Raw genomic sequence first — 20,611 nt, 5'->3', positions numbered from 1 at the left:
AATCGAAAGGTTCAAAGTACAAATAAGCATATAAGGAAAAGAGAGAATGGCTAAGGGGCAATCTTTACAAGATCCGTTCCTGAACGCATTGCGTCGGGAACGTGTTCCAGTTTCTATTTATTTGGTGAATGGTATTAAGCTGCAAGGTCAAATCGAGTCTTTTGATCAGTTCGTGATCCTGTTGAAAAACACGGTCAGCCAGATGGTTTATAAGCACGCGATTTCTACTGTTGTCCCGTCTCGTCCGGTTTCTCATCACAGCAATAATGCCACCGGCGGCACTGGCAGCAACTACCATCACGGTAGCAACGCGCAAGGTTCATCTGCGCAACAGGACAGCGAAGAAACCGAATAAGGTTATTAGCTGTTTTACATACGGGGAGCCAGCGATCCTGCGTTCCCCGTTGATTTATATTAAGGGGTTGACGCTTGTTTGACCGTTATGATGCCGGTGAGCAGGCGGTACTGGTACACATCTATTTTTCGCAAGACAAAGATATGGAAGACCTCCAGGAGTTTGAATCTCTGGTTTCTTCCGCCGGTGTCGAAGCAATGCAGGTGATTACCGGGAGCCGTAAAGCACCGCACCCGAAGTATTTTGTTGGTGAAGGTAAGGCAATCGAAATTGCCGAAGCCGTAAAAGCGACTGGCGCTGCGGTGGTGATTTTTGATCATGCTCTGAGCCCCGCCCAGGAACGTAACCTGGAACAGTTGTGCCAGTGTCTTGTTATCGACAGGACCGGTCTTATTTTAGATATTTTTGCCCAGCGTGCGCGCACCCATGAGGGTAAGTTGCAGGTTGAGCTGGCGCAGTTGCGCCATATGGCTACGCGTCTGGTCCGTGGCTGGACCCACCTTGAAAGGCAAAAGGGCGGGATTGGTTTGCGCGGTCCGGGTGAAACCCAGCTCGAAACCGACCGTCGTTTGCTGCGTAATCGCATTTTGCAAATACAGTCGCGCCTGGAAAAAGTTGAAAAGCAACGTGAGCAGGGGCGGCAGTCGCGCAAGAAAGCGGATGTCCCAACCGTATCACTGGTGGGATATACCAACGCCGGAAAATCCACCCTGTTCAACCAGATCACCGAAGCCCGGGTTTATGCAGCGGACCAGCTGTTTGCGACCCTGGACCCAACGCTGCGCCGCATAGACGTGGCGGACGTGGGTGAGACCGTGCTGGCGGATACCGTAGGGTTTATACGCCATTTGCCGCACGACCTGGTGGCGGCATTTAAAGCCACCTTGCAGGAAACACGTCAGGCGACATTGCTGCTGCACGTTATTGATGCTGCAGATTTTCGTGTGCAGGAAAACATCGAAGCAGTCGACACGGTGCTCGAAGAGATCGATGCACATGAGATCCCGACCCTGCTGGTGATGAATAAAATCGATATGTTGGATGACTTTGAGCCGCGTATCGATAGAGATGAAGAGAATAAACCCATTCGCGTTTGGGTATCTGCGCAAACGGGGATTGGTATACCACAACTTTTTCAGGCTTTGACTGAGCGACTTTCCGGTGAGGTGGCGCAGCATACGTTGCGTTTGCCGCCGCAGGAAGGGCGATTGAGAAGCCGGTTTTATCAACTTCAGGCAATAGAAAAAGAGTGGATGGAGGAAGACGGCAGCGTAGGTCTGCAGATTCGTATGCCGATCGTAGACTGGCGTCGCCTCTGTAAACAAGAACCGGCACTGGAAGACTATGTTGTCTGATCTGACGGATATGGCCTGAAGATTTTTTCGCCTCTATACCTTGTGGATTTTGTGCGGCAGGAAGGCGGCAAGTCCTGAAATCTCCAGGAGCATAGTCAACTATGTGACTGGAGTGAGGGACGCAGCCAACGCATCGGCAGCGCAAAAGACGCAGGTATAGCATCGCATAACAAATATGGAGCACAAAAATGGCGTGGAATCAGCCCGGTAATAACGGACAAGACCGCGACCCCTGGGGAAGCAGCAAACCTGGCGGCAACCCTGAGGGAAATGGAAACAAAGGTGGTCGCGAGCAGGGACCTCCCGATCTGGACGATATCTTCCGCAAACTGAGTAAAAAGCTCGGTGGTCTGGGTGGCGGTAAAGGTACTGGTTCTGGCGGCGGTAGTTCATCTCAAGGCCCGCGTCCGCAACTGGGCGGTCGAGTCTTTACTATCGCAGCGGCCGCCATCGTCATTATCTGGGCGGCTAGCGGTTTCTATACCATTAAAGAAGCGGAACGTGGCGTGGTGACACGCTTCGGTAAATTCAGCCATTTGGTTGAACCGGGTCTGAACTGGAAACCGACCTTTATCGATGAAGTGACACCGGTCAACGTTGAAGCCGTGCGTGAACTTGCCGCATCCGGCGTTATGCTGACCTCTGACGAAAACGTCGTGCGCGTCGAAATGAACGTACAGTACCGCGTGACCGATCCGCAGCGTTACCTGTTTAGCGTAACCAGTGCGGATGACAGTCTGCGTCAGGCAACTGACAGCGCCCTGCGTGGGGTTATCGGTAAATACACCATGGACCGTATCCTGACCGAAGGGCGTACCGTTATTCGTAGCGATACCCAGCGTGAACTGGAAGAAACGATCCGTCCGTACAACATGGGTATCACCTTGCTGGACGTCAACTTCCAGGCAGCACGTCCGCCGGAAGAAGTAAAAGCCGCGTTTGACGATGCTATCGCAGCACGTGAAAACGAACAGCAGTACATCCGTGAAGCAGAAGCGTACACCAACGAAGTTCAGCCGCGTGCAAACGGTCAGGCTCAGCGTATTCTGGAAGAAGCGCGTGCGTATAAGACTCAGACCATCCTGGAAGCACAGGGTGAAGTGGCTCGCTTCGCAAAAATTCTGCCGGAATATAAAGCCGCACCGCAAATTACCCGCGAGCGTCTGTATATCGAAACCATGGAAAAAGTGCTGAGCAATACCCGCAAAGTCCTGGTTAACGATAAAGGCAGCAATCTGATGGTTCTGCCGCTGGATCAAATGCTGAAAGGTGGTAGTGCGCCAGCAGCAAAGACTGACAGCAGTTCAAACCTGTTGCGTCTGCCGCCAGCAACGACTTCCAGCACTGGAGCAAGCAATACATCGTCCACCAGTCAGGGCGATATTATGGACCAACGCCGCGCGAATGCGCAGCGTAACGACTACCAGCGTCAGGGGGAATAACGATGCGTAAGTCAGTTATTGCGATTATCATCATCGTTCTGGTAGTTCTGTTCATGTCTGTCTTTGTGGTCAAAGAAGGCGAGCGCGGTATTACTCTGCGCTTTGGTAAAGTTCTGCGTGACGATGAAAACAAGCCGCTGGTCGTTGCACCAGGCCTGCACTTCAAGATTCCGTTTATTGAATCTGTGAAGATGCTCGATGCGCGTATTCAGACCATGGACAACCAGGCCGATCGCTTTGTTACCAAAGAGAAGAAAGACCTGATTGTTGACTCCTACATCAAGTGGCGCATCAGTGACTTTAGCCGTTACTACCTGGCAACGGGCGGTGGCGATGTTTCTCAGGCGGAAGTCCTGCTGAAACGTAAGTTCTCTGACCGTCTGCGTTCTGAAATTGGTCGTCTGGACGTGAAGGACATCGTTACCGATTCCCGTGGTCGTTTGACCCTGGAAGTTCGTGACGCGCTGAACTCCGGTTCTGCTGGCACGGAAGATGAAGTGGCGACTCCGGCAGCAGATAGCGCGATTGCCGAAGCGGCTGAACGTGTTCAGGCTGAAACGAACGGTAAAGTACCGGTCATCAACCCGAACAGTATGGCGGCATTGGGCATCGAAGTGGTTGACGTGCGTATTAAGCAAATCAACCTGCCTGCTGAAGTGTCTGAGGCTATCTACAACCGTATGCGCGCTGAGCGTGAAGCCGTAGCGCGTCGCCATCGTTCACAAGGCCAGGAAGAGGCGGAAAAACTGCGTGCAACGGCGGACTATGAAGTCACTAAAACGCTGGCAGAATCTGAGCGTCAGGGCCGTATCATGCGCGGTGAAGGCGATGCAGAAGCCGCTAAGCTGTTTGCCGATGCGTTCAGTCAGGATCCTGACTTCTACGCCTTCATCCGTAGCCTGCGTGCTTACGAGAAGAGCTTCGAAGGCAACCAGGACGTGATGGTCATGAGTCCGGACAGCGATTTCTTCCGCTACATGAAGACACCGAGTTCCGCGACACGCTAATCGCGTTCCAGCGGTTTTAAAGCAGCAAAACCACCGGCATCTCCAGGGATGCGGTGGTTTTCTTTTTATATAAGGGCGATGGATGAATTCAACAATTTTGCTGGCGCTCGCGCTGGTTTTGGTGCTGGAAGGGCTGGGTCCGATGCTTTATCCCAGCGCATGGAAGAAAATGATCTCTGCAATGGCGCAACTTCCCGAAAATATTTTGCGTCGTTTTGGTGGAGGTCTTGTGGTTGCGGGCGTTGTGGTCTACTACATGTTGAGGAAAACGATTGGCTGATTAATAAGTAGACTAATTTGCGGATTTTCGCATGCAAAAAGTGCTGTATATCTGAAAAAGCGGTGGTAGAATCCATTTTTAAGCAAACGGTGATTTTGAAAAATGGGTAACAACGTCGTCGTACTGGGCACCCAATGGGGTGACGAAGGTAAAGGGAAGATCGTCGATCTTCTGACTGAACGGGCTAAATATGTTGTGCGCTACCAGGGTGGTCACAACGCAGGCCATACTCTCGTAATCAACGGTGAAAAAACCGTCCTCCATCTTATTCCATCAGGTATTCTTCGCGAGAATGTCATCAGCATCATCGGTAACGGTGTTGTTCTGTCTCCGTCCGCGCTGATGAAAGAAATGAAAGGACTGGAAGATCGTGGTATCCCGGTTCGCGAGCGCCTGCTGCTGTCTGAAGCTTGTCCGCTGATCCTTGATTATCACGTTGCGTTGGATAACGCTCGTGAGAAAGCGCGTGGCGAGAAAGCGATCGGTACTACCGGTCGTGGTATCGGTCCGGCTTATGAAGACAAAGTAGCTCGTCGCGGTCTGCGTGTTGGCGATCTGTTTGATAAAGCAACCTTCGCTGAAAAACTGAAAGAAGTGATGGAATATCACAACTTCCAGCTGGTGAATTTCTATAAAGTTGAAGCAGTTGACTACCAGAAAGTGCTGGATGATGTGATGGCTATCGCCGACATCCTGACCTCGATGGTTGTTGATGTTTCCGATCTGCTGGACCAGGCGCGTAAGCGTGGCGATTTCGTCATGTTTGAAGGTGCGCAGGGTACGCTGCTGGATATCGACCACGGTACCTATCCGTACGTAACGTCCTCCAACACCACCGCAGGTGGCGTGGCAACCGGCTCCGGCCTGGGCCCACGTTATGTGGACTACGTTCTGGGTATCATCAAAGCTTACTCTACTCGTGTAGGTGCGGGGCCGTTCCCGACTGAACTGTTTGATGACGTTGGCGAGTTCCTGTGCAAACAAGGTAACGAGTATGGCGCGACCACCGGTCGTCGTCGTCGTACCGGCTGGCTGGACTCCGTTGCTGTACGCCGTGCAGTACAGATTAACTCCCTGTCTGGCTTCTGCCTGACCAAACTGGACGTACTGGACGGTTTGAAAGAGGTGAAAATCTGTGTCGCTTACCGTATGCCGGATGGCCGTGAAGTAACGACTACTCCGCTGGCAGCAGACGACTGGAAAGGTATCGAGCCGATTTACGAAACCATGCCGGGCTGGTCTGAATCTACCTTCGGCGTGAAGGAACGTAGCGGTCTGCCGCAGGCTGCACTGAACTACATCAAGCGTATTGAAGAACTGACCGGTGTGCCGATTGATATTATCTCAACTGGCCCAGACCGTACTGAAACCATGATCCTGCGCGACCCGTTCGACGCATAATTCTGGTTATAGCGTGGCGTCGAATGGCGCTGCGCTTGCAATATCTCAAGCCGGATAAGGTGCTTTGCATCAGAATCCGGCTTAAAATCACGTAAGTTCCTCGCTTTTTTCCTTCCCGAACTGAAATAAATTAGCGACCTGGCTGGTGGCTGGTTTATCATCAATATAATTAATACCACCAGGTTTATCCGTTTTATCCCTTTTCCTGAGGTTGATGTGCAGTTAACAAGTTTCACCGATTACGGATTACGTGCGCTAATCTACATGGCGTCACTTCCCGAAGGACGTATGACCAGTATTTCTGAGGTGACAGAAGTCTACGGCGTGTCCCGTAATCATATGGTCAAAATAATCAATCAACTTAGCCGGGCGGGCTTTGTTACTGCTATTCGAGGAAAAAATGGCGGTATCCGCTTGGGTAAACCCGCTAAGGATATTGGTATTGGTGATGTGGTTCGCGAGCTGGAACCCTTATCGTTGGTCAATTGTAGCAGCGAGTTTTGCCACATTACCCCAGCCTGTCGACTCAAACAGGCGCTTTCTAAGGCAGTGCAAAGTTTTCTCACGGAGCTGGACAACTACACACTTGCTGATTTGGTTGAAGAGAATCAACCGCTTTATAAATTATTGCTGGTGGAGTAATGAAGTCCAAAGTATTTCGCGTCGCATCGCGGCGGCAACTGAGCGAGTCGCCAGGAGCTTACAAAAGTAAGTGACTGGTGGGAGCAAAGGCAGCCAACAAAGAGGCGTCGTGAAAGACGAAGGAATTCCATCAGAGCTGACAATGGAGGAACCTCAATGTCACAAGATCCTTTCCAGGAACGCGAAGCTGAAAAATACGCGAATCCTATCCCAAGCCGGGAATTTATCCTCGAACATTTAACTAAACGTGAAAAACCGGCCAACCGTGATGAGCTGGCCGCTGAACTCAACATTGAAGGTGAAGAGCAGCAGGAAGCACTACGCCGCCGTCTGCGCGCGATGGAGCGTGACGGACAACTGGTCTTCACCCGTCGTCAGTGCTATGCGCTGCCGGAGCGTCTCGACCTGCTGAAAGGTACCGTTATTGGCCACCGTGATGGCTACGGCTTTCTGCGCGTTGAAGGCCGCAAAGATGACCTGTACCTGTCCAGCGAGCAGATGAAAACCTGCATTCATGGCGATCAGGTGCTGGCGCAGCCGCTGGGCGCGGACCGTAAAGGTCGTCGCGAAGCGCGTATTGTGCGCGTACTGGTGCCAAAAACCAGCCAAATTGTCGGTCGCTACTTCACCGATGCTGGCGTTGGGTTTGTCGTCCCTGACGACAGCCGTCTGAGTTTCGATATTCTGATCCCGCCGGAAGAGGTGATGGGCGCTCGTATGGGCTTTGTGGTCGTCGTTGAACTGACCCAACGTCCGACTCGCCGCACCAAAGCGGTGGGTAAAATTGTAGAAGTGCTGGGTGACAACATGGGAACCAGCATGGCCGTTGATATGGCCCTGCGTACTCATGAAATCCCATATATCTGGCCGCAGGCTGTTGAGAAACAGGTCGCCGGACTGAAAGAAGAAGTACCGGAAGAGGCGAAAATAGGACGTGTCGATCTGCGCGACCTGCCGCTGGTGACTATCGATGGCGAAGATGCGCGTGACTTCGACGATGCGGTTTACTGCGAGAAGAAACGCGGCGGCGGCTGGCGTTTATGGGTGGCGATTGCCGACGTAAGCTATTACGTTCGCCCGCCGACTCCGCTGGACCAGGAAGCCCGCAGCCGTGGCACATCCGTTTACTTCCCGTCGCAGGTTGTCCCAATGCTGCCGGAAGTGCTTTCTAATGGATTGTGTTCGCTCAACCCGCAGGTGGACAGGTTGTGTATGGTCTGTGAAATGACCATTTCGTCGAAAGGCCGTTTAACCGGCTTTAAATTCTACGAAGCGGTCATGAGTTCCCATGCACGTCTGACCTACACCAAGGTCTGGCACATGCTGCAGGGCGACCAGGAGCTGCGTGAGCAGTACGCACCGCTGGTCAAACACATTGAAGAGCTGCATAACCTCTACAAAGTGCTGGATAAAGCCCGCGAAGAGCGCGGCGGTATCTCGTTTGAAAGTGAAGAGGCGAAGTTTATCTTCAATGCTGAACGCCGTATTGAGCGTATTGAGCAGACGCAGCGTAACGACGCGCACAAGCTGATTGAAGAGTGCATGATCATGGCGAACATCTCAGCGGCGCGATTCGTTGAGAAAGCCAAAGAGCCCGCGCTGTTCCGTATTCACGATAAGCCGACGACCGAAGCGATTAACTCGTTCCGTTCCGTCCTGGCAGAGCTAGGGCTGGAGCTGCCAGGTGGCAACAAACCTGAGCCGCGCGATTACGCTGAACTGCTGGAGTCGATTGCTGACCGTCCTGACGCAGAAATGCTGCAAACCATGCTGCTGCGTTCGATGAAGCAGGCGATTTACGATCCGGAAAACCGTGGTCACTTCGGCCTGGCGCTGCAATCTTATGCACACTTTACTTCACCGATCCGTCGTTACCCGGATCTCTCCTTGCACCGGGCGATTAAGTATCTGCTGGCGCAGGAGCAGGGTCATAAAGGCAACACCACGGAAACGGGTGGCTACCATTATTCGATGGAAGAGATGCTGCAACTGGGTCAGCACTGTTCGATGGCCGAGCGCCGTGCTGACGAAGCCACGCGCGATGTCTCTGACTGGTTGAAGTGCGACTTCATGCTGGATCAGGTAGGGAATGTCTTCAAAGGCGTGATTGCCAGCGTCACCGGATTTGGTTTCTTTGTCCGTCTTGATGAGCTGTTTATCGACGGTCTGGTGCATGTCTCCTCCCTGGATAACGACTACTATCGTTTCGACCAGGTTGGGCAGCGCCTGACGGGGGAATCCAGCGGTCAGATGTATCGCCTGGGCGATCGCGTGGAAGTTCGCGTGGAAGCAGTCAACATGGACGAGCGTAAGATCGACTTTAGCTTGATCTCCAGCGAACGTGCGCCGCGTAATGAAGGTAAAACTGCGCGCGAAAAAGCCAAAAAAAGCGATGCGGGTAAAAATACCGGTAAACGTCGTCAGATGGGCAAAAAGGTGAATTTCGAGCCGGACAGTGCTTTCCGCGGCGAGAAAAAAGGCAGAGCCAAACCTCAGGCGGAAAAGAATGCGGCTGAGAAGAAAGGCGACAAAAAAGCGAAAAAGCCATCGGCAAAAACGCTTAAAATTGCTGCCGCCACCAAAGCTAAACGTGCGGCGAAAAAGAAAGTCGCACAATAACTGCCATAAACAGTAAGTCGGGCAATCTCGTGTTGCCCGCGTTATGCATAAACTATTAACGAGTACATTCATGAGTGAAATGATTTACGGCATCCATGCGGTGCAGGCTCTGCTGGAACGTGCGCCTGAGCGCTTCCAGGACGTCTTTATTCTCAAAGGTCGTGAAGATAAACGCCTGCTGCCGCTGATCCACGCACTGGAAGCACAGGGTGTTGTCATTCAACTGGCTAACCGTCAGTTTCTGGATGAGAAAAGCGAGGGTGCGGTACATCAGGGGATTATTGCTCGTGTGAAGCCGGGCCGTCAGTATCAGGAAAACGATCTGCCGGATCTGATTGCTACGCTCGATCAGCCGTTCTTTTTGATCCTCGATGGCGTCACCGACCCGCATAACCTGGGGGCATGCCTGCGTAGCGCCGATGCCGCTGGCGTACATGCTGTAATCGTACCGAAGGATCGTTCCGCTCAGTTGAATGCTACGGCGAAAAAAGTGGCCTGCGGTGCGGCAGAAAGCGTACCGCTGATCCGCGTGACCAACCTGGCGCGCACCATGCGTATGCTGCAGGAAGAGAATATCTGGATCGTCGGAACCGCTGGCGAAGCCGACCATACTCTCTACCAGAGCAAAATGACCGGACGTCTGGCGCTGGTGATGGGAGCAGAAGGTGAAGGTATGCGCCGTCTGACCCGTGAACACTGTGACGAACTGATCAGTATCCCGATGGCAGGTAGCGTTTCGTCGCTGAACGTTTCAGTTGCGACGGGCATCTGCCTGTTTGAAGCAGTCCGTCAGCGCAGCTAAACTATCTCCCTGATTTCTCTCTTCTCTCAAGCCATCTTTCGGGATGGCTTTTTTGTGACCGTTGTCCCATGCGTTCTCTCTGCTGCCTGACCATACTTAAAGCGACGGCCATTGACGGAGGGAGACACAATGCACTGGCAAACGCACACCGTTTTTAACCAACCTGTACCGCTCAATAACAGTAACTTATATTTGTCCGACGGCGCGCTGTGCGAAGCGGTTATCCGTGAAGGTGCTGGCTGGGATAGCGATCTTCTCGCCAGTATTGGTCAGCAGCTAGGGACTGCCGAGTCGCTCGAACTGGGTCGTCTGGCCAATGCTTTTCCACCTGAACTATTGCGCTACGACCCGCAGGGGCAGCGGCTGGATGATGTGCGTTTTCATCCTGCCTGGCATCTGCTGATGCAGGGATTGTGCGCCAACCGCGTACATAATCTGGCCTGGGAAGAAGACGCGAGGCAGGGAACATTTGTTGCCCGGGCGGCGCGTTTCATGCTGCATGCGCAGGTTGAAGCAGGCACGTTGTGTCCGGTGACCATGACGTTTGCCGCTACGCCGCTGTTACTTCAAATGTTACCCGCCCCCTTTCACGACTGGCTGACGCCGCTGCTAAGCGACCGTTATGACTCGCATTTACTGCCCGGAGGGCAAAAGCGCGGGCTACTGATTGGTATGGGTATGACCGAAAAACAGGGTGGTTCAGATGTGCTGAGCAATACCACTCAGGCAGAACGTCTTGTCGACGGCTCGTATCGGCTGGTGGGACATAAGTGGTTTTTCTCCGTGCCGCAAAGCGATGCCCATTTGGTGCTGGCCCAGGCAAAGGGCGGCTTATCCTGCTTTTTTGTACCGCGATTTTTACCTGATGGGCAGCGTAATGCCATCCGTCTTGAACGACTGAAAGATAAGTTAGGCAACCGCTCCAACGCCAGCTGCGAGGTTGAATTCCACGATGCGATTGGCTGGCTATTGGGCGAAGAAGGGGAAGGTATCCGCCATATCCTGAAGATGGGCGGGATGACGCGTTTTGACTGCGCGCTCGGCAGTCACGGCATGATGCGACGTGCTTTTTCCGTCGCGATTTATCATGCGCACCAGCGACAGGTTTTTGGCAAGTCATTGATTAAACAGCCGATGATGCGTCAGGTATTAGGTCGGATGGCGCTCCAACTGGAAGGTCAAACGGCGCTACTGTTTCGACTGGCGCGGGCCTGGGACCGTCGTGCTGATGCCAAAGAAGCGCTGTGGGCCAGGTTGTTCACGCCAGCAGCGAAATTCTCCGTTTGCAAGGTCGGTATGCCGTTTGTGGCTGAGGCGATGGAAGTGCTGGGCGGGATTGGCTATTGCGAGGAGAGTGAGCTGTCGCGCCTGTATCGTGAGATGCCGGTAAACAGTATCTGGGAAGGCTCCGGCAACATTATGTGCCTTGATGTATTGCGGGTACTGACAAAACAACCCGGCATCTACGATATGCTCAGCGAAGCCTTTGCGGAGGTAAAGGGGCAGGATCGACATTACGATCGGATGGTGCGTCAGCTACAGCAGCGTTTACGTAAACCCAGTGAGGCATTGGGACGAGAGATTACGCAGCAGCTTTTCCTGCTCGGTTGCGGGGCGCAGATGTTGCGTTATTCTTCTCCGCCAGTGGCGCAGGCCTGGTGCCAAATGATGCTTGATACGCGGGGTGGACTACGATTGTCTGAACAGGTGCTGAACGATTTGCTCCTGCGGGCAACGGGGGGGTTACGGTAATAACTTGCCTGATGGCGACGCGGGTGCGTCTTATCATGCCTACGCTCAGTCCAGGTCAGATAAGTTTACGCCATCCGGCAATCTGTTACGCATAAAGTATGGCCTGTACGCGCCAGTTGTCGGGCTGCTGGTCTTCGTACATCTGAATGATCCGATACCATGAGGCACCTTGTTCATCCGCTTTTAACGCGATTACACGTTCTACATCCTGCGGATTCCCTGCAATGTTACTGACAGAGATCAGGCCAATTTCGTTCAGGCCAGTAACGCAGTCAGCACTGGCGAATTCGGCAGACTGCGCCGTAGTGCCTGCCAGTCCGGCAGAAAGCAGCAGTGAGGATAAGGCAAGAGATTGTTTCATCGTCAGCTCCATTATTCGTACCCCTACACACGGCAGGGCATTCCATCGCGATAATAAACCTCAAGCTTCCTGCTGTTGGTTTATTGTGCACAGGTAAACGCATAGAGGCGCAAAGCAATGTAAAGCTGACTAAATTTCAACCCAATGTTATTTACGATACAAAATTGCCTGTGAATACCATTGGCCTGTCACGATGGTTTCATCTACTAATAAAACCACGTAGTAATCAGCTTTAGCCGCGACGGCTTTGGCACGGATCTCTGCCAGCGCATCATCCGGAGAGCCTCTTACCAGCGCGCTAACCGTCCCTAATCGCTGTAACCCATTACTCTGGTCACGGCGGATCTCCTGCGGGTGGTCGGCAACGGGCGGTGCGGGTTGCGGCGTTCCCTGCAGCACGCTACAGGCGCTTAAAAACATAACCAGCAACAAAGAGGCAAACCGACGCATAACTCTATCTCGTTTCCTGATAGCCATAGTGTAGTGCCTTATTAATTTCCCTTTAGGGGAATGTTCCCGAATTGTTATCTCTCACGCGATTTTCGAATGAAAATGTTGCGAAAACGTAACCCAGTTCTCAACATTATGAATCATTGCCGAACACATTCGCTTGCGTTAAGTATTGCTGCATGGCATACCAGAAAAAAAGGGGCAACAAATGATAGAAATTGAGACACGACAGTTAGCTGGTATCCCTGTCCTGCACGCCGTTCCGGCTGGTAAACGCGAATGTTCACTCCCTTGTATTCTCTTTTATCACGGGTTTACATCTTCAAGTCTGGTCTACAGTTATTTTGCTGTTGCGCTGGCTCAGGCCGGATTTCGCGTCGTCATGCCAGATGCGCCCGAACATGGCGCCCGCTTTAAAGGTAATGCTCAGGAGCGAATGTTCCGCTTCTGGCATATATTGCAGCAAAACATGCAGGAGTTTACGACGTTACGTGCGGCTCTGGTGGCAGAAAATTGGCTTTCAGATGAGCGGCTTGCCGTCGGTGGGGCATCGATGGGGGGAATGACTGCATTGGGCATAATGGCGCGCCATCCTGAGGTTAAATGTGTAGCCAGCCTGATGGGCTCAGGCTATTTTACCCGGCTTGCGCAGACGCTTTTTCCTCCTTTACAGGTTCAGACCCCAGAGCAACAGGCGGAGTTTGATGCCGTTATCGCCCCGCTTGCCGAATGGGATGTTACGCATCAGTTGCCACGCCTCGCCGACAGGCCGTTGTTGCTGTGGCATGGACAGGATGATGATGTTGTACCGGCAGTTGAAACCTTCCGCTTACAGCAAGCGCTGATTCAGGCAGGTTTGGACAACAATCTGACCTGCCTGTGGGAAGCGGGCGTACGGCATCGCATCACGCCAGAAGCGTTGGCCGCAACAGTGACGTTTTTCCGCCAGCACCTTTAAACGCGCATAATGCTCACGCCCTGAGCTTCAAGCTGTTGCAGAATCTCAGGGTTTGCATTTTTGCCGGTAATGAGCATATCGATTTGATCGGCGCGACTGAACAGCATTCCCGCACGTTCACCGACTTTACTGCTATCGACCAGCACCACCAGTTTACCCACCACGTTAAGCATCTTCTGCTCGGCCATCGCGGTCAGCATATCGGTTTTATACAGTCCGTCCGCGGTCAACCCTTTGCCGCTGGTAAACATCCAGTGTCCGGCATACAGGCTATTTTCACTGCCTTGCGGGCTAAGCGTGATGGATTGGCTTTTGTTATATTGCCCTCCCATGATGATCACGCTGTCATGCTCCTGGTCGATCAGATAGTTCGCCAGCGGCAAATAATTGGTGATGATCTGCACCGGCTTGCCGCACATTTCGCGACCCAGCAGGAAAGCGGTCGATCCGCAGTTGATCACTACGCTTTCACCCGCATTCACAAGCTGGGATGCTGCCTTGGCAATGCGAACTTTTTCATCGTGGTTCTGCGCCTGGTGCAGATTCATTGGCGTCCAGCGCGGCCGCTGCTGGGTAATAGCTTCTGCGCCGTTGCGTACTTTTTTGAGTTTGCCGCTTTCGTCGAGCTTGTTGATGTCCCGGCGCGCAGTGGCGGGTGAAATCCCCAGACGCTCAACTACGTTCTCAACGGTAACAAAGCCCAACTGCGCCAGCATATCCAGCAATATTTGATGTCTTTGTGCTTCAGTCATGAGCTATTCCGATACAAATTGATTTGAAAAGATGATATTTGAAATAGCCTGGAAATACTAAAGTAAATGGGAAAAAAATGCCGGGATGGCCCGGCATTTTGTGTGGATCACAAGAACGATTTAAACGGTAAATCCGGTTCAATGGTGAAGCAGTCATCAAAGCCGCGCGGATAGTGATATTCAAAGTTATCTTTGTCCAGCGGCCAGGTGAATTTGCCACCTACCTGCCAGATGAATGGCTTAAAGCCATACTTAAGGCGATCTTTTTTCATCTCCCACAGTACGCGGATCTCCTGCGGATCGGCCTGAAAGTTTGACCAGATATCATGATGGAAAGGGATCACCACTTTTGTATTCAGGGCCTCCGCCATACGCAGCATGTCAGAACTGGTCATTTTGTCCGTAATACCCCGTGGGTTCTCGCCGTAGGATCCGAGTGCGACGTCGATCTGGTGCTCGTTGCCATGCTTTGCATAGTAGTTGGAGTAGTGTGAGTCGCCGCTATGATAAAGCGTACCGCCCGGCGTTTTGAACAGATAGTTTACTGCGCGGGCATCCATACCATCCGGCAGTACGCCAGCGGCTTTCTGATCGGCGGGCAGGGTGATTAACGCAGTACGATCGAACGCATCAAGCGCATGAATTTCAATATCTTTCACTTTTACCACATCGCCTGGTTTTACCACGATGCAGCGCTCTTTTGGTACACCCCAACCGATCCACAGATCCACACAAGTCTGCGGTCCAATAAACGGCACGTCGTCGGCACAGTTCTGCATGACGGCTGCCGCAACATTTACGTCGATGTGATCGTTATGATCGTGCGTGGCCAGCACCGCATCGATCTGACGAATGGCAAACGGATCAAGAACAAACGGCGTGGTGCGCAGGTTTGGCTGCAGCTTCTTCACCCCTGCCATGCGTTGCATCTGGTGACCGGTTTTCATCAGCGGGTTACCGTGACTCTGTTTGCCCGTGCCGCACCAGAAATCGACGCAGACGTTAGTCCCGCCTTCCGACTTCAGCCAAATTCCGGTGCAGCCGAGCCACCACATCGCGAAAGTACCTGGTGCGACCTGTTCCTGCTCGATCTCTTCATTCAGCCAGCTTCCCCACTCCGGGAATGTGCTCAGGATCCATGATTCACGCGTGATGCTTTTTACTTTACTCATCGCAATTACCTTCATGTTTATTCAAGTTGAATCAAATTGTGATTTGTTTTGATTGATACTGACATCATTTTCTCAAGAAGGCAATGCGTTGATTTTTGATGTTGAATGAAAAATTGTTAACAAATTACAACGTGACAAGATGGTTTATATGAAATGTATTTTTTTATTTTATTGTTTTAAATGGATTTATTTTGAAGTGAATGAATTCGGAGCAAATCCACTCTGCAAGTGAGAGAATTATTTGCGTACTGCATCACATTTAATCAAATTCAATCTTGTTGTGATTACTTTTGAAAATTAGAGTGAGAGCACAACATCCTGGGCATCTGTAATGAATGTTCAGCAACTTCGTCTACTGGAGATCGTTATGGAGATCCTCTACAACATCTTTACCGTCTTTTTTAATCAGGTCATGACCAATGCACCGTTGCTGTTGGGTATTGTGACCTGCCTCGGCTACATCCTGTTGCGTAAAAGTGTCAGCGTCATTATCAAAGGCACGATCAAAACGATTATCGGTTTTATGTTATTGCAGGCAGGGTCGGGCATTCTGACCAGCACGTTTAAACCGGTAGTGGCGAAGATGTCCGAGGTTTACGGTATCAACGGTGCGATTTCCGATACCTATGCCTCCATGATGGCAACCATCGAACGTATGGGGGATGCCTATAGCTGGGTAGGGTACGCGGTACTGTTGGCGCTGGCGCTAAACATTTGTTATGTACTGCTACGGCGGATTACCGGTATTCGTACCATCATGCTGACCGGGCACATCATGTTCCAGCAGGCGGGCCTGATCGCCGTCTCTTTCTACATCTTTGGCTATTCCATGTGGACCACCATCATCTGTACCGCGGTGCTGGTGTCGCTCTACTGGGGCATTACCTCCAATATGATGTACAAGCCGACCCAGGAAGTGACCGACGGCTGTGGTTTTTCCATCGGTCACCAGCAGCAGTTCGCCTCCTGGATTGCTTACAAAGTCGCGCCGTATCTGGGTAAGAAAGAGGAGAGCGTAGAAGATCTCAAGCTGCCAGGCTGGCTGAATATCTTCCATGACAACATCGTTTCTACCGCGATTGTGATGACCATCTTCTTCGGGGCGATCCTGCTCTCTTTCGGCATTGATGTGGTTCAGGCGATGGCGGGTAAAACCCACTGGACGGTGTATATCCTGCAAACCGGTTTTTCGTTTGCTGTCGCTATCTTCATCATCACCCAGGGCGTACGTATGTTCGTTGCTGAACTTTCAGAAGCGTTCAACGGTATCTCTCAACGCCTGATCCCGGGCGCGGTACTGGCCATCGACTGCGCGGCGATTTATAGCTTTGCTCCTAACGCGGTGGTCTGGGGCTTTATGTGGGGGACCATCGGCCAACTGATTGCGGTGGGCATCCTTGTGGCCTGCGGCTCTTCCATTCTGATTATCCCAGGTTTTATCCCGATGTTCTTCTCGAACGCCACTATCGGCGTATTTGCTAACCACTTTGGCGGCTGGCGCGCAGCGCTCAAGATTTGCCTGGTGATGGGGATGATCGAAATCTTCGGCTGCGTCTGGGCGGTGAAGCTCACCGGTATGAGCGCCTGGATGGGCATGGCGGACTGGTCAATTCTGGCACCGCCGATGATGCAAGGCTTTGCCTCCATCGGCATCGTGTTTATGGCCGTCATTATTCTGATTGCACTGGCTTATATGTTTTTCGCAGGACGCACGTTGCGTGCTGAGGAAGACGCAGAAAAACAACTGGCAGAACACTCTGCTTAATAAGGAGTTCCGATTATGACCGTACGTATTCTGGCTGTGTGTGGCAATGGGCAGGGCAGTTCCATGATCATGAAAATGAAGGTGGACCAGTTTTTAACCCAGTCAAATATTGACCATACGGTAAACAGCTGCGCCGTGGGTGAATACAAAAGTGAACTGAGCGGAGCGGATATTATCATCGCCTCTACGCATATCGCCGGCGAGATTACCGTTTCTGGCAATAAATATGTCGTTGGCGTACGCAACATGCTGTCTCCTGCCGATTTTGGACCAAAACTGCTGGAAGTGATCAAAGCGCATTTTCCGCAGGACGTGAAGTAAGGGGCGGCATATGAAATTACGTGACTCGCTGGCAGACAATAGTTCCATCCTTTTGCAAGCCGAGGCCAGTACCTGGCAGGAAGCGGTAAAGCTTGGCGTGGATCTGCTGGTTAAGGCTGATGTGGTTGAACCACGCTACTACCAAGCCATCCTTGATGGCGTTGAGCAGTTTGGCCCGTACTTTGTGATTGCGCCAGGCCTGGCGATGCCGCACGGCCGTCCGGAGGAAGGGGTCAAGAAAACCGGTTTTGCGCTGGTGACGCTGAAAACGCCGCTGGTGTTTAACCACGAGGATAACGACCCGGTCGACATTCTGATCACGATGGCGGCAGTTGACGCCAACACGCATCAGGAAGTGGGCATCATGCAGATCGTGAATCTCTTTGATGACGAAGCCAATTTCGACCGTTTACGCGCCTGCCGCACCGCGCAGGAAGTGTTGGATTTAATTGATAACGCCACTGCGGCGGCTGTTTAAAAGGATACCAAAATGTCATTACCTATGTTGCAGGTTGCGCTGGATAACCAATCAATGTCTTCCGCGTATGAAACGACGCGTCTGATTGCCGAAGAGGTCGATATCATTGAGGTGGGCACTATTCTTTGCGTGGCAGAGGGCGTGCGCGCCGTTCGCGATCTGAAAGCGCTTTACCCACATAAAATTGTGCTGGCGGACGCCAAAATTGCCGATGCGGGAAAAATCCTCTCCCGCATGTGTTTCGAAGCCAACGCTGACTGGGTCACCGTCATCTGCTGTGCCGATATCAACACCACCAAGGGTGCGCTGGAGGTGGCGAAAGAATTTAACGGTGATGTACAGATTGAACTGACTGGTTACTGGACCTGGGAGCAGGCGCAAGAGTGGCGTGACGCAGGGATTGGGCAAGTTGTATATCACCGCAGTCGTGATGCGCAGGCGGCGGGCGTGGCGTGGGGAGAAGCGGATATCAGCGCGATCAAGCGTCTGTCCGAGATGGGCTTTAAAGTCACCGTCACCGGCGGTCTGGCGCTGGAAGATCTGCCGCTGTTCCAGGGAATTCCGATTCACGTCTTTATTGCCGGCCGCAGTATTCGCGATGCCGCCTCTCCGGTGGAAGCGGCCCGTCAGTTCAAACGTTCTATCGCCCAACTGTGGGGATGAGGAGCGACTATGTTGTCGAAACAGGTCCCGCTCGGTATTTATGAAAAAGCACTCCCCGGCGGGGAGTGCTGGCTGGAACGCTTGCAACTGGCGAAGGAACTGGGCTTTGACTTTGTCGAAATGTCGGTTGATGAAACCGACGCTCGCCTGGCGCGTCTTGACTGGAACCGCGAGCAGCGACTGGCGCTGGTGGCCGCTATCGCCGACACCGGGATACGGGTACCGTCCATGTGCCTGAGCGCTCATCGTCGTTTTCCGCTTGGTAGTGAAGATGATGCGGTACGCGAACAGGGGCTGGAGATCATGCGTAAAGCCATTCAGTTTGCGCAGGATATCGGTATTCGCGTTATTCAAATGGCGGGTTACGACGTTTATTACCAGCAGGCCAATAACGAAACGCGTCGTCGGTTCCGCGATGGGCTGAAAGAGAGCGTAGAGATGGCGAGCCGTGCACAGGTGACGCTGGCGATGGAAATCATGGATTATCCACTGATGAATTCGATCAGTAAGGCACTGGGATACGCCCACTATCTCAACAATCCGTGGTTCCAGCTGTATCCCGATATTGGCAATTTATCGGCGTGGGATAACGACGTGCAGATGGAGCTGCAGGCGGGAATGGGCCATATAGTTGCCGTACACGTGAAAGATACCAAACCCGGTGTATTCAAAAATGTGCCGTTTGGTGAAGGGGTTGTCGATTTCGAACGTTGTTTTGCGACGCTCAAACAGAGTGGGTATTGCGGACCATACCTGATTGAGATGTGGAGCGAAACGTCGGACGACCCGGCACGTGAAGTGGCGAAGGCGCGCGACTGGGTGAAAGCGCGTATGGCCAGCGCGGGCCTGGTGGAGGCAGTGTAATGCAAAAACGTAAACAGCAGGTTTTTGAGGCCAACATGGATCTGCCGCGCTACGGGCTGGTGACGTTTACCTGGGGTAACGTCAGCGCCATTGACCGCGAACGCGGGCTGGTGGTGATTAAGCCCAGTGGCGTCGACTACCAAACAATGACAGTGGATGACATGGTGGTTGTGGATCTGCACGGTAATGTGGTGGAGGGACGCTATCGTCCTTCTTCCGACACCCTCACCCATCTGGCGTTGTATCGCCGTTTTTCCTCTCTCGGCGGCGTGGTGCATACCCACTCAACCCACGCGACGGCATGGGCGCAGGCAGGTCTGGCAATTCCTGCGCTCGGCACGACGCATGCTGACTACTTCTTTGGCGATATTCCCTGTACCCGGGCTTTAACTGAAGCTGAAGTTCAGGAGGAGTATGAACTTAATACCGGTAGGGTGATTATTGAAACGCTCGGGGAGGTGGAACCTTTACATACGCCTGGCGTAGTGGTGTACCAACATGGCCCGTTTGCCTGGGGCAAAGATGCTCACGACGCGGTACATAACGCTGTGGTGATGGAAGAGGTGGCAAAAATGGCATGGATTGCGCGTGGCATTAATCCGGCGCTCAGCCCCATCGACAGTTACCTGATGAATAAGCACTTCATGCGTAAGCACGGCCCAAATGCCTATTACGGCCAGAAGTAAGAAAAAACGTTCCGGAGCCAACTCTTCATGGGGATGAGATCGGTCTGGCTTCGGGATTGTTTTGCAAAAAAAAGCCCCCAGTGAAGGGGGCAAGTCAAACTGTGGCAATGTTCTCGTTGGTTGTTTCTGGTGCTAGCGATAAATATCTGCACTGGCGTGCATATTTCCGTTACTACCGGGTTCCCTGGTGAGGATCACGTGATAGTAGGTTGCGCCTTGCGCATCGGTTTCTTCATTCAGGGCCTGAGTGGCTTCACTTTCAGTGGCGAAGTTATGATTTATGTAAATAACGCCTAAGCTCTGCACATCATCCATATTCCTGGCCTGATGATTGTCAATTTTGATGGCTGCCGTTGCATTTGCACTGAGCAAAAGTACAGCCAGAAGGGTCAAAACACGGGCTCGCATATGTACCTCCTCGACTGCGGTCTCTGGTTAGCTCTCTCCTGTGAGTGGATAACTTCTGATTTAATTTTAACCGCTGCC

The 20,611-nt window shown here is 52.4% G+C and carries 22 protein-coding genes; 17 read left to right on the top strand and 5 right to left on the bottom strand.

The features are described 5' to 3' along the window. Nucleotides 1-46 precede the first annotated feature (46 nt). The 10 genes from hfq (at nt 47) to OGV98_RS21545 (ending at nt 11,655) form a co-directional block, all read left to right on the top strand. Nucleotides 47-355: an RNA chaperone Hfq gene (gene hfq, locus OGV98_RS21590; protein ID WP_003025584.1), complete on the top strand. Its 309-nt coding sequence runs from the start codon at nt 47-49 to the stop codon at nt 353-355. A gap of 74 nt (nt 356-429) precedes the next feature. Next, nucleotides 430-1,710 carry a ribosome rescue GTPase HflX gene (gene hflX, locus OGV98_RS21585; protein ID WP_049002362.1) on the top strand — a complete coding sequence of 427 codons (1,281 nt, stop codon included), beginning with the start codon at nt 430-432 and terminating at the stop codon, nt 1,708-1,710. A gap of 188 nt (nt 1,711-1,898) precedes the next feature. After that, nucleotides 1,899-3,152, top strand: a complete 1,254-nt coding sequence (gene hflK, locus OGV98_RS21580) for an FtsH protease activity modulator HflK (protein WP_003025593.1) — start codon at nt 1,899-1,901, stop codon at nt 3,150-3,152. Between the two features lie 2 nt (nt 3,153-3,154). After that, nucleotides 3,155-4,159, top strand: coding sequence for a protease modulator HflC (gene hflC / locus OGV98_RS21575; protein ID WP_003025595.1), 1,005 nt, complete (start codon nt 3,155-3,157; stop codon nt 4,157-4,159). 82 nt (nt 4,160-4,241) lie between these two features. Next, nucleotides 4,242-4,439, top strand: a complete 198-nt coding sequence (locus OGV98_RS21570) for a DUF2065 domain-containing protein (protein ID WP_003025602.1) — start codon at nt 4,242-4,244, stop codon at nt 4,437-4,439. A 102-nt stretch (nt 4,440-4,541) separates the two neighbouring features. Continuing rightward, the gene (gene purA, locus OGV98_RS21565) at nt 4,542-5,840 is read left to right on the top strand and encodes an adenylosuccinate synthase (protein ID WP_003025606.1); all 1,299 of its coding nucleotides are present in this window, start codon (nt 4,542-4,544) and stop codon (nt 5,838-5,840) included. A 216-nt stretch (nt 5,841-6,056) separates the two neighbouring features. Then, nucleotides 6,057-6,482, top strand: coding sequence for a nitric oxide-sensing transcriptional repressor NsrR (gene nsrR, locus OGV98_RS21560; protein ID WP_003025609.1), 426 nt, complete (start codon nt 6,057-6,059; stop codon nt 6,480-6,482). A 156-nt stretch (nt 6,483-6,638) separates the two neighbouring features. Beyond that, the gene (rnr, locus tag OGV98_RS21555; RefSeq protein WP_003025612.1) at nt 6,639-9,101 is read left to right on the top strand and encodes a ribonuclease R; all 2,463 of its coding nucleotides are present in this window, start codon (nt 6,639-6,641) and stop codon (nt 9,099-9,101) included. A gap of 70 nt (nt 9,102-9,171) precedes the next feature. After that, nucleotides 9,172-9,903, top strand: coding sequence for a 23S rRNA (guanosine(2251)-2'-O)-methyltransferase RlmB (gene rlmB / locus OGV98_RS21550; RefSeq protein WP_003025615.1), 732 nt, complete (start codon nt 9,172-9,174; stop codon nt 9,901-9,903). Nucleotides 9,904-10,032: 129 nt separating this feature from the next. Then, nucleotides 10,033-11,655, top strand: coding sequence for an isovaleryl-CoA dehydrogenase (locus OGV98_RS21545; protein ID WP_286552095.1), 1,623 nt, complete (start codon nt 10,033-10,035; stop codon nt 11,653-11,655). Between the two features lie 85 nt (nt 11,656-11,740). Here the strand turns inward: OGV98_RS21545 and yjfN are convergent, their stop codons facing one another. Further along, a complete protein-coding gene (gene yjfN, locus OGV98_RS21540; protein ID WP_003839497.1) occupies nt 11,741-12,016 on the bottom strand; it encodes a DUF1471 family protease activator YjfN in 276 nt (91 codons plus the stop codon). Between the two features lie 147 nt (nt 12,017-12,163). Continuing rightward, nucleotides 12,164-12,493 (bottom strand): biofilm peroxide resistance protein BsmA, encoded by a 330-nt coding sequence (bsmA, locus tag OGV98_RS21535; protein ID WP_003025640.1) that lies wholly within the window; start codon nt 12,491-12,493, stop codon nt 12,164-12,166. A 181-nt stretch (nt 12,494-12,674) separates the two neighbouring features. Between bsmA and yjfP the strand changes: the two genes are divergently transcribed. Further along, nucleotides 12,675-13,424, top strand: coding sequence for an esterase (yjfP, locus tag OGV98_RS21530; protein WP_016149449.1), 750 nt, complete (start codon nt 12,675-12,677; stop codon nt 13,422-13,424). On the opposite strand, the gene ulaR is transcribed toward yjfP, so the two are convergent. Together ulaR and ulaG are read right to left on the bottom strand one after the other, a co-directional pair. Continuing rightward, nucleotides 13,421-14,176 carry an HTH-type transcriptional regulator UlaR gene (gene ulaR, locus OGV98_RS21525; protein ID WP_003839504.1) on the bottom strand — a complete coding sequence of 252 codons (756 nt, stop codon included), beginning with the start codon at nt 14,174-14,176 and terminating at the stop codon, nt 13,421-13,423. The genes yjfP and ulaR overlap by 4 nt on opposite strands. Before the next feature lie 107 nt (nt 14,177-14,283). Continuing rightward, nucleotides 14,284-15,348 carry an L-ascorbate 6-phosphate lactonase gene (ulaG, locus tag OGV98_RS21520; protein WP_003025649.1) on the bottom strand — a complete coding sequence of 355 codons (1,065 nt, stop codon included), beginning with the start codon at nt 15,346-15,348 and terminating at the stop codon, nt 14,284-14,286. 367 nt (nt 15,349-15,715) lie between these two features. On the opposite strand from ulaG, the gene ulaA reads away from it, so the two are divergent. From ulaA to OGV98_RS21490, 6 genes are read left to right on the top strand one after another with little or no spacing between them, the layout of a single operon-like run. Further along, complete coding sequence (ulaA, locus tag OGV98_RS21515) at nt 15,716-17,113, top strand: PTS ascorbate transporter subunit IIC (RefSeq protein ID WP_003025652.1); 1,398 nt, start codon at nt 15,716-15,718, stop codon at nt 17,111-17,113. Between the two features lie 15 nt (nt 17,114-17,128). Next, on the top strand, nt 17,129-17,434 hold the full coding sequence (gene ulaB / locus OGV98_RS21510; protein ID WP_003025655.1) for a PTS ascorbate transporter subunit IIB: 306 nt from the start codon (nt 17,129-17,131) through the stop codon (nt 17,432-17,434). Between the two features lie 10 nt (nt 17,435-17,444). Continuing rightward, nucleotides 17,445-17,912, top strand: a complete 468-nt coding sequence (gene ulaC, locus OGV98_RS21505) for a PTS ascorbate transporter subunit IIA (RefSeq protein ID WP_003025658.1) — start codon at nt 17,445-17,447, stop codon at nt 17,910-17,912. 12 nt (nt 17,913-17,924) lie between these two features. Then, nucleotides 17,925-18,575, top strand: coding sequence for a 3-keto-L-gulonate-6-phosphate decarboxylase UlaD (gene ulaD / locus OGV98_RS21500; RefSeq protein WP_003025660.1), 651 nt, complete (start codon nt 17,925-17,927; stop codon nt 18,573-18,575). A gap of 9 nt (nt 18,576-18,584) precedes the next feature. After that, complete coding sequence (locus OGV98_RS21495) at nt 18,585-19,439, top strand: L-ribulose-5-phosphate 3-epimerase (RefSeq protein WP_049002364.1); 855 nt, start codon at nt 18,585-18,587, stop codon at nt 19,437-19,439. After that, nucleotides 19,439-20,125 (top strand): L-ribulose-5-phosphate 4-epimerase, encoded by a 687-nt coding sequence (locus OGV98_RS21490; protein WP_044713128.1) that lies wholly within the window; start codon nt 19,439-19,441, stop codon nt 20,123-20,125. The genes OGV98_RS21495 and OGV98_RS21490 overlap by 1 nt, the downstream gene beginning before the upstream one ends. 132 nt (nt 20,126-20,257) lie before the next feature. Here OGV98_RS21490 and yjfY read toward each other — a convergent pair whose 3' ends face one another. Beyond that, complete coding sequence (yjfY, locus tag OGV98_RS21485) at nt 20,258-20,533, bottom strand: DUF1471 family protein YjfY (RefSeq protein WP_003025668.1); 276 nt, start codon at nt 20,531-20,533, stop codon at nt 20,258-20,260. Nucleotides 20,534-20,611: the final 78 nt, after the last annotated feature.

This window comes from Citrobacter sp. Cf136 (genome assembly GCF_030333815.1).
Classification (GTDB): domain Bacteria; phylum Pseudomonadota; class Gammaproteobacteria; order Enterobacterales; family Enterobacteriaceae; genus Citrobacter; species Citrobacter freundii.
The sequence above is the reverse complement of the archived record's forward strand: the minus strand, read 5'-3'. Positions and strand labels throughout refer to the sequence as shown.

Coding starts and splice junctions, on each gene's coding strand:
- hfq (WP_003025584.1), top strand. CDS start 47: ATGGCTAAGGGGCAATCTTTACAAGATCCGTTCCTGAACGCATTGCGT.
- hflK (WP_003025593.1), top strand. CDS start 1,899: ATGGCGTGGAATCAGCCCGGTAATAACGGACAAGACCGCGACCCCTGG.
- hflC (WP_003025595.1), top strand. CDS start 3,155: ATGCGTAAGTCAGTTATTGCGATTATCATCATCGTTCTGGTAGTTCTG.
- OGV98_RS21570 (WP_003025602.1), top strand. CDS start 4,242: ATGAATTCAACAATTTTGCTGGCGCTCGCGCTGGTTTTGGTGCTGGAA.
- purA (WP_003025606.1), top strand. CDS start 4,542: ATGGGTAACAACGTCGTCGTACTGGGCACCCAATGGGGTGACGAAGGT.
- rnr (WP_003025612.1), top strand. CDS start 6,639: ATGTCACAAGATCCTTTCCAGGAACGCGAAGCTGAAAAATACGCGAAT.
- rlmB (WP_003025615.1), top strand. CDS start 9,172: ATGAGTGAAATGATTTACGGCATCCATGCGGTGCAGGCTCTGCTGGAA.
- OGV98_RS21545 (WP_286552095.1), top strand. CDS start 10,033: ATGCACTGGCAAACGCACACCGTTTTTAACCAACCTGTACCGCTCAAT.
- yjfN (WP_003839497.1), bottom strand. CDS start 12,016: ATGAAACAATCTCTTGCCTTATCCTCACTGCTGCTTTCTGCCGGACTG.
- bsmA (WP_003025640.1), bottom strand. CDS start 12,493: ATGGCTATCAGGAAACGAGATAGAGTTATGCGTCGGTTTGCCTCTTTG.
- yjfP (WP_016149449.1), top strand. CDS start 12,675: ATGATAGAAATTGAGACACGACAGTTAGCTGGTATCCCTGTCCTGCAC.
- ulaR (WP_003839504.1), bottom strand. CDS start 14,176: ATGACTGAAGCACAAAGACATCAAATATTGCTGGATATGCTGGCGCAG.
- ulaG (WP_003025649.1), bottom strand. CDS start 15,348: ATGAGTAAAGTAAAAAGCATCACGCGTGAATCATGGATCCTGAGCACA.
- ulaA (WP_003025652.1), top strand. CDS start 15,716: ATGGAGATCCTCTACAACATCTTTACCGTCTTTTTTAATCAGGTCATG.
- ulaB (WP_003025655.1), top strand. CDS start 17,129: ATGACCGTACGTATTCTGGCTGTGTGTGGCAATGGGCAGGGCAGTTCC.
- ulaC (WP_003025658.1), top strand. CDS start 17,445: ATGAAATTACGTGACTCGCTGGCAGACAATAGTTCCATCCTTTTGCAA.
- ulaD (WP_003025660.1), top strand. CDS start 17,925: ATGTCATTACCTATGTTGCAGGTTGCGCTGGATAACCAATCAATGTCT.
- OGV98_RS21495 (WP_049002364.1), top strand. CDS start 18,585: ATGTTGTCGAAACAGGTCCCGCTCGGTATTTATGAAAAAGCACTCCCC.
- OGV98_RS21490 (WP_044713128.1), top strand. CDS start 19,439: ATGCAAAAACGTAAACAGCAGGTTTTTGAGGCCAACATGGATCTGCCG.
- yjfY (WP_003025668.1), bottom strand. CDS start 20,533: ATGCGAGCCCGTGTTTTGACCCTTCTGGCTGTACTTTTGCTCAGTGCA.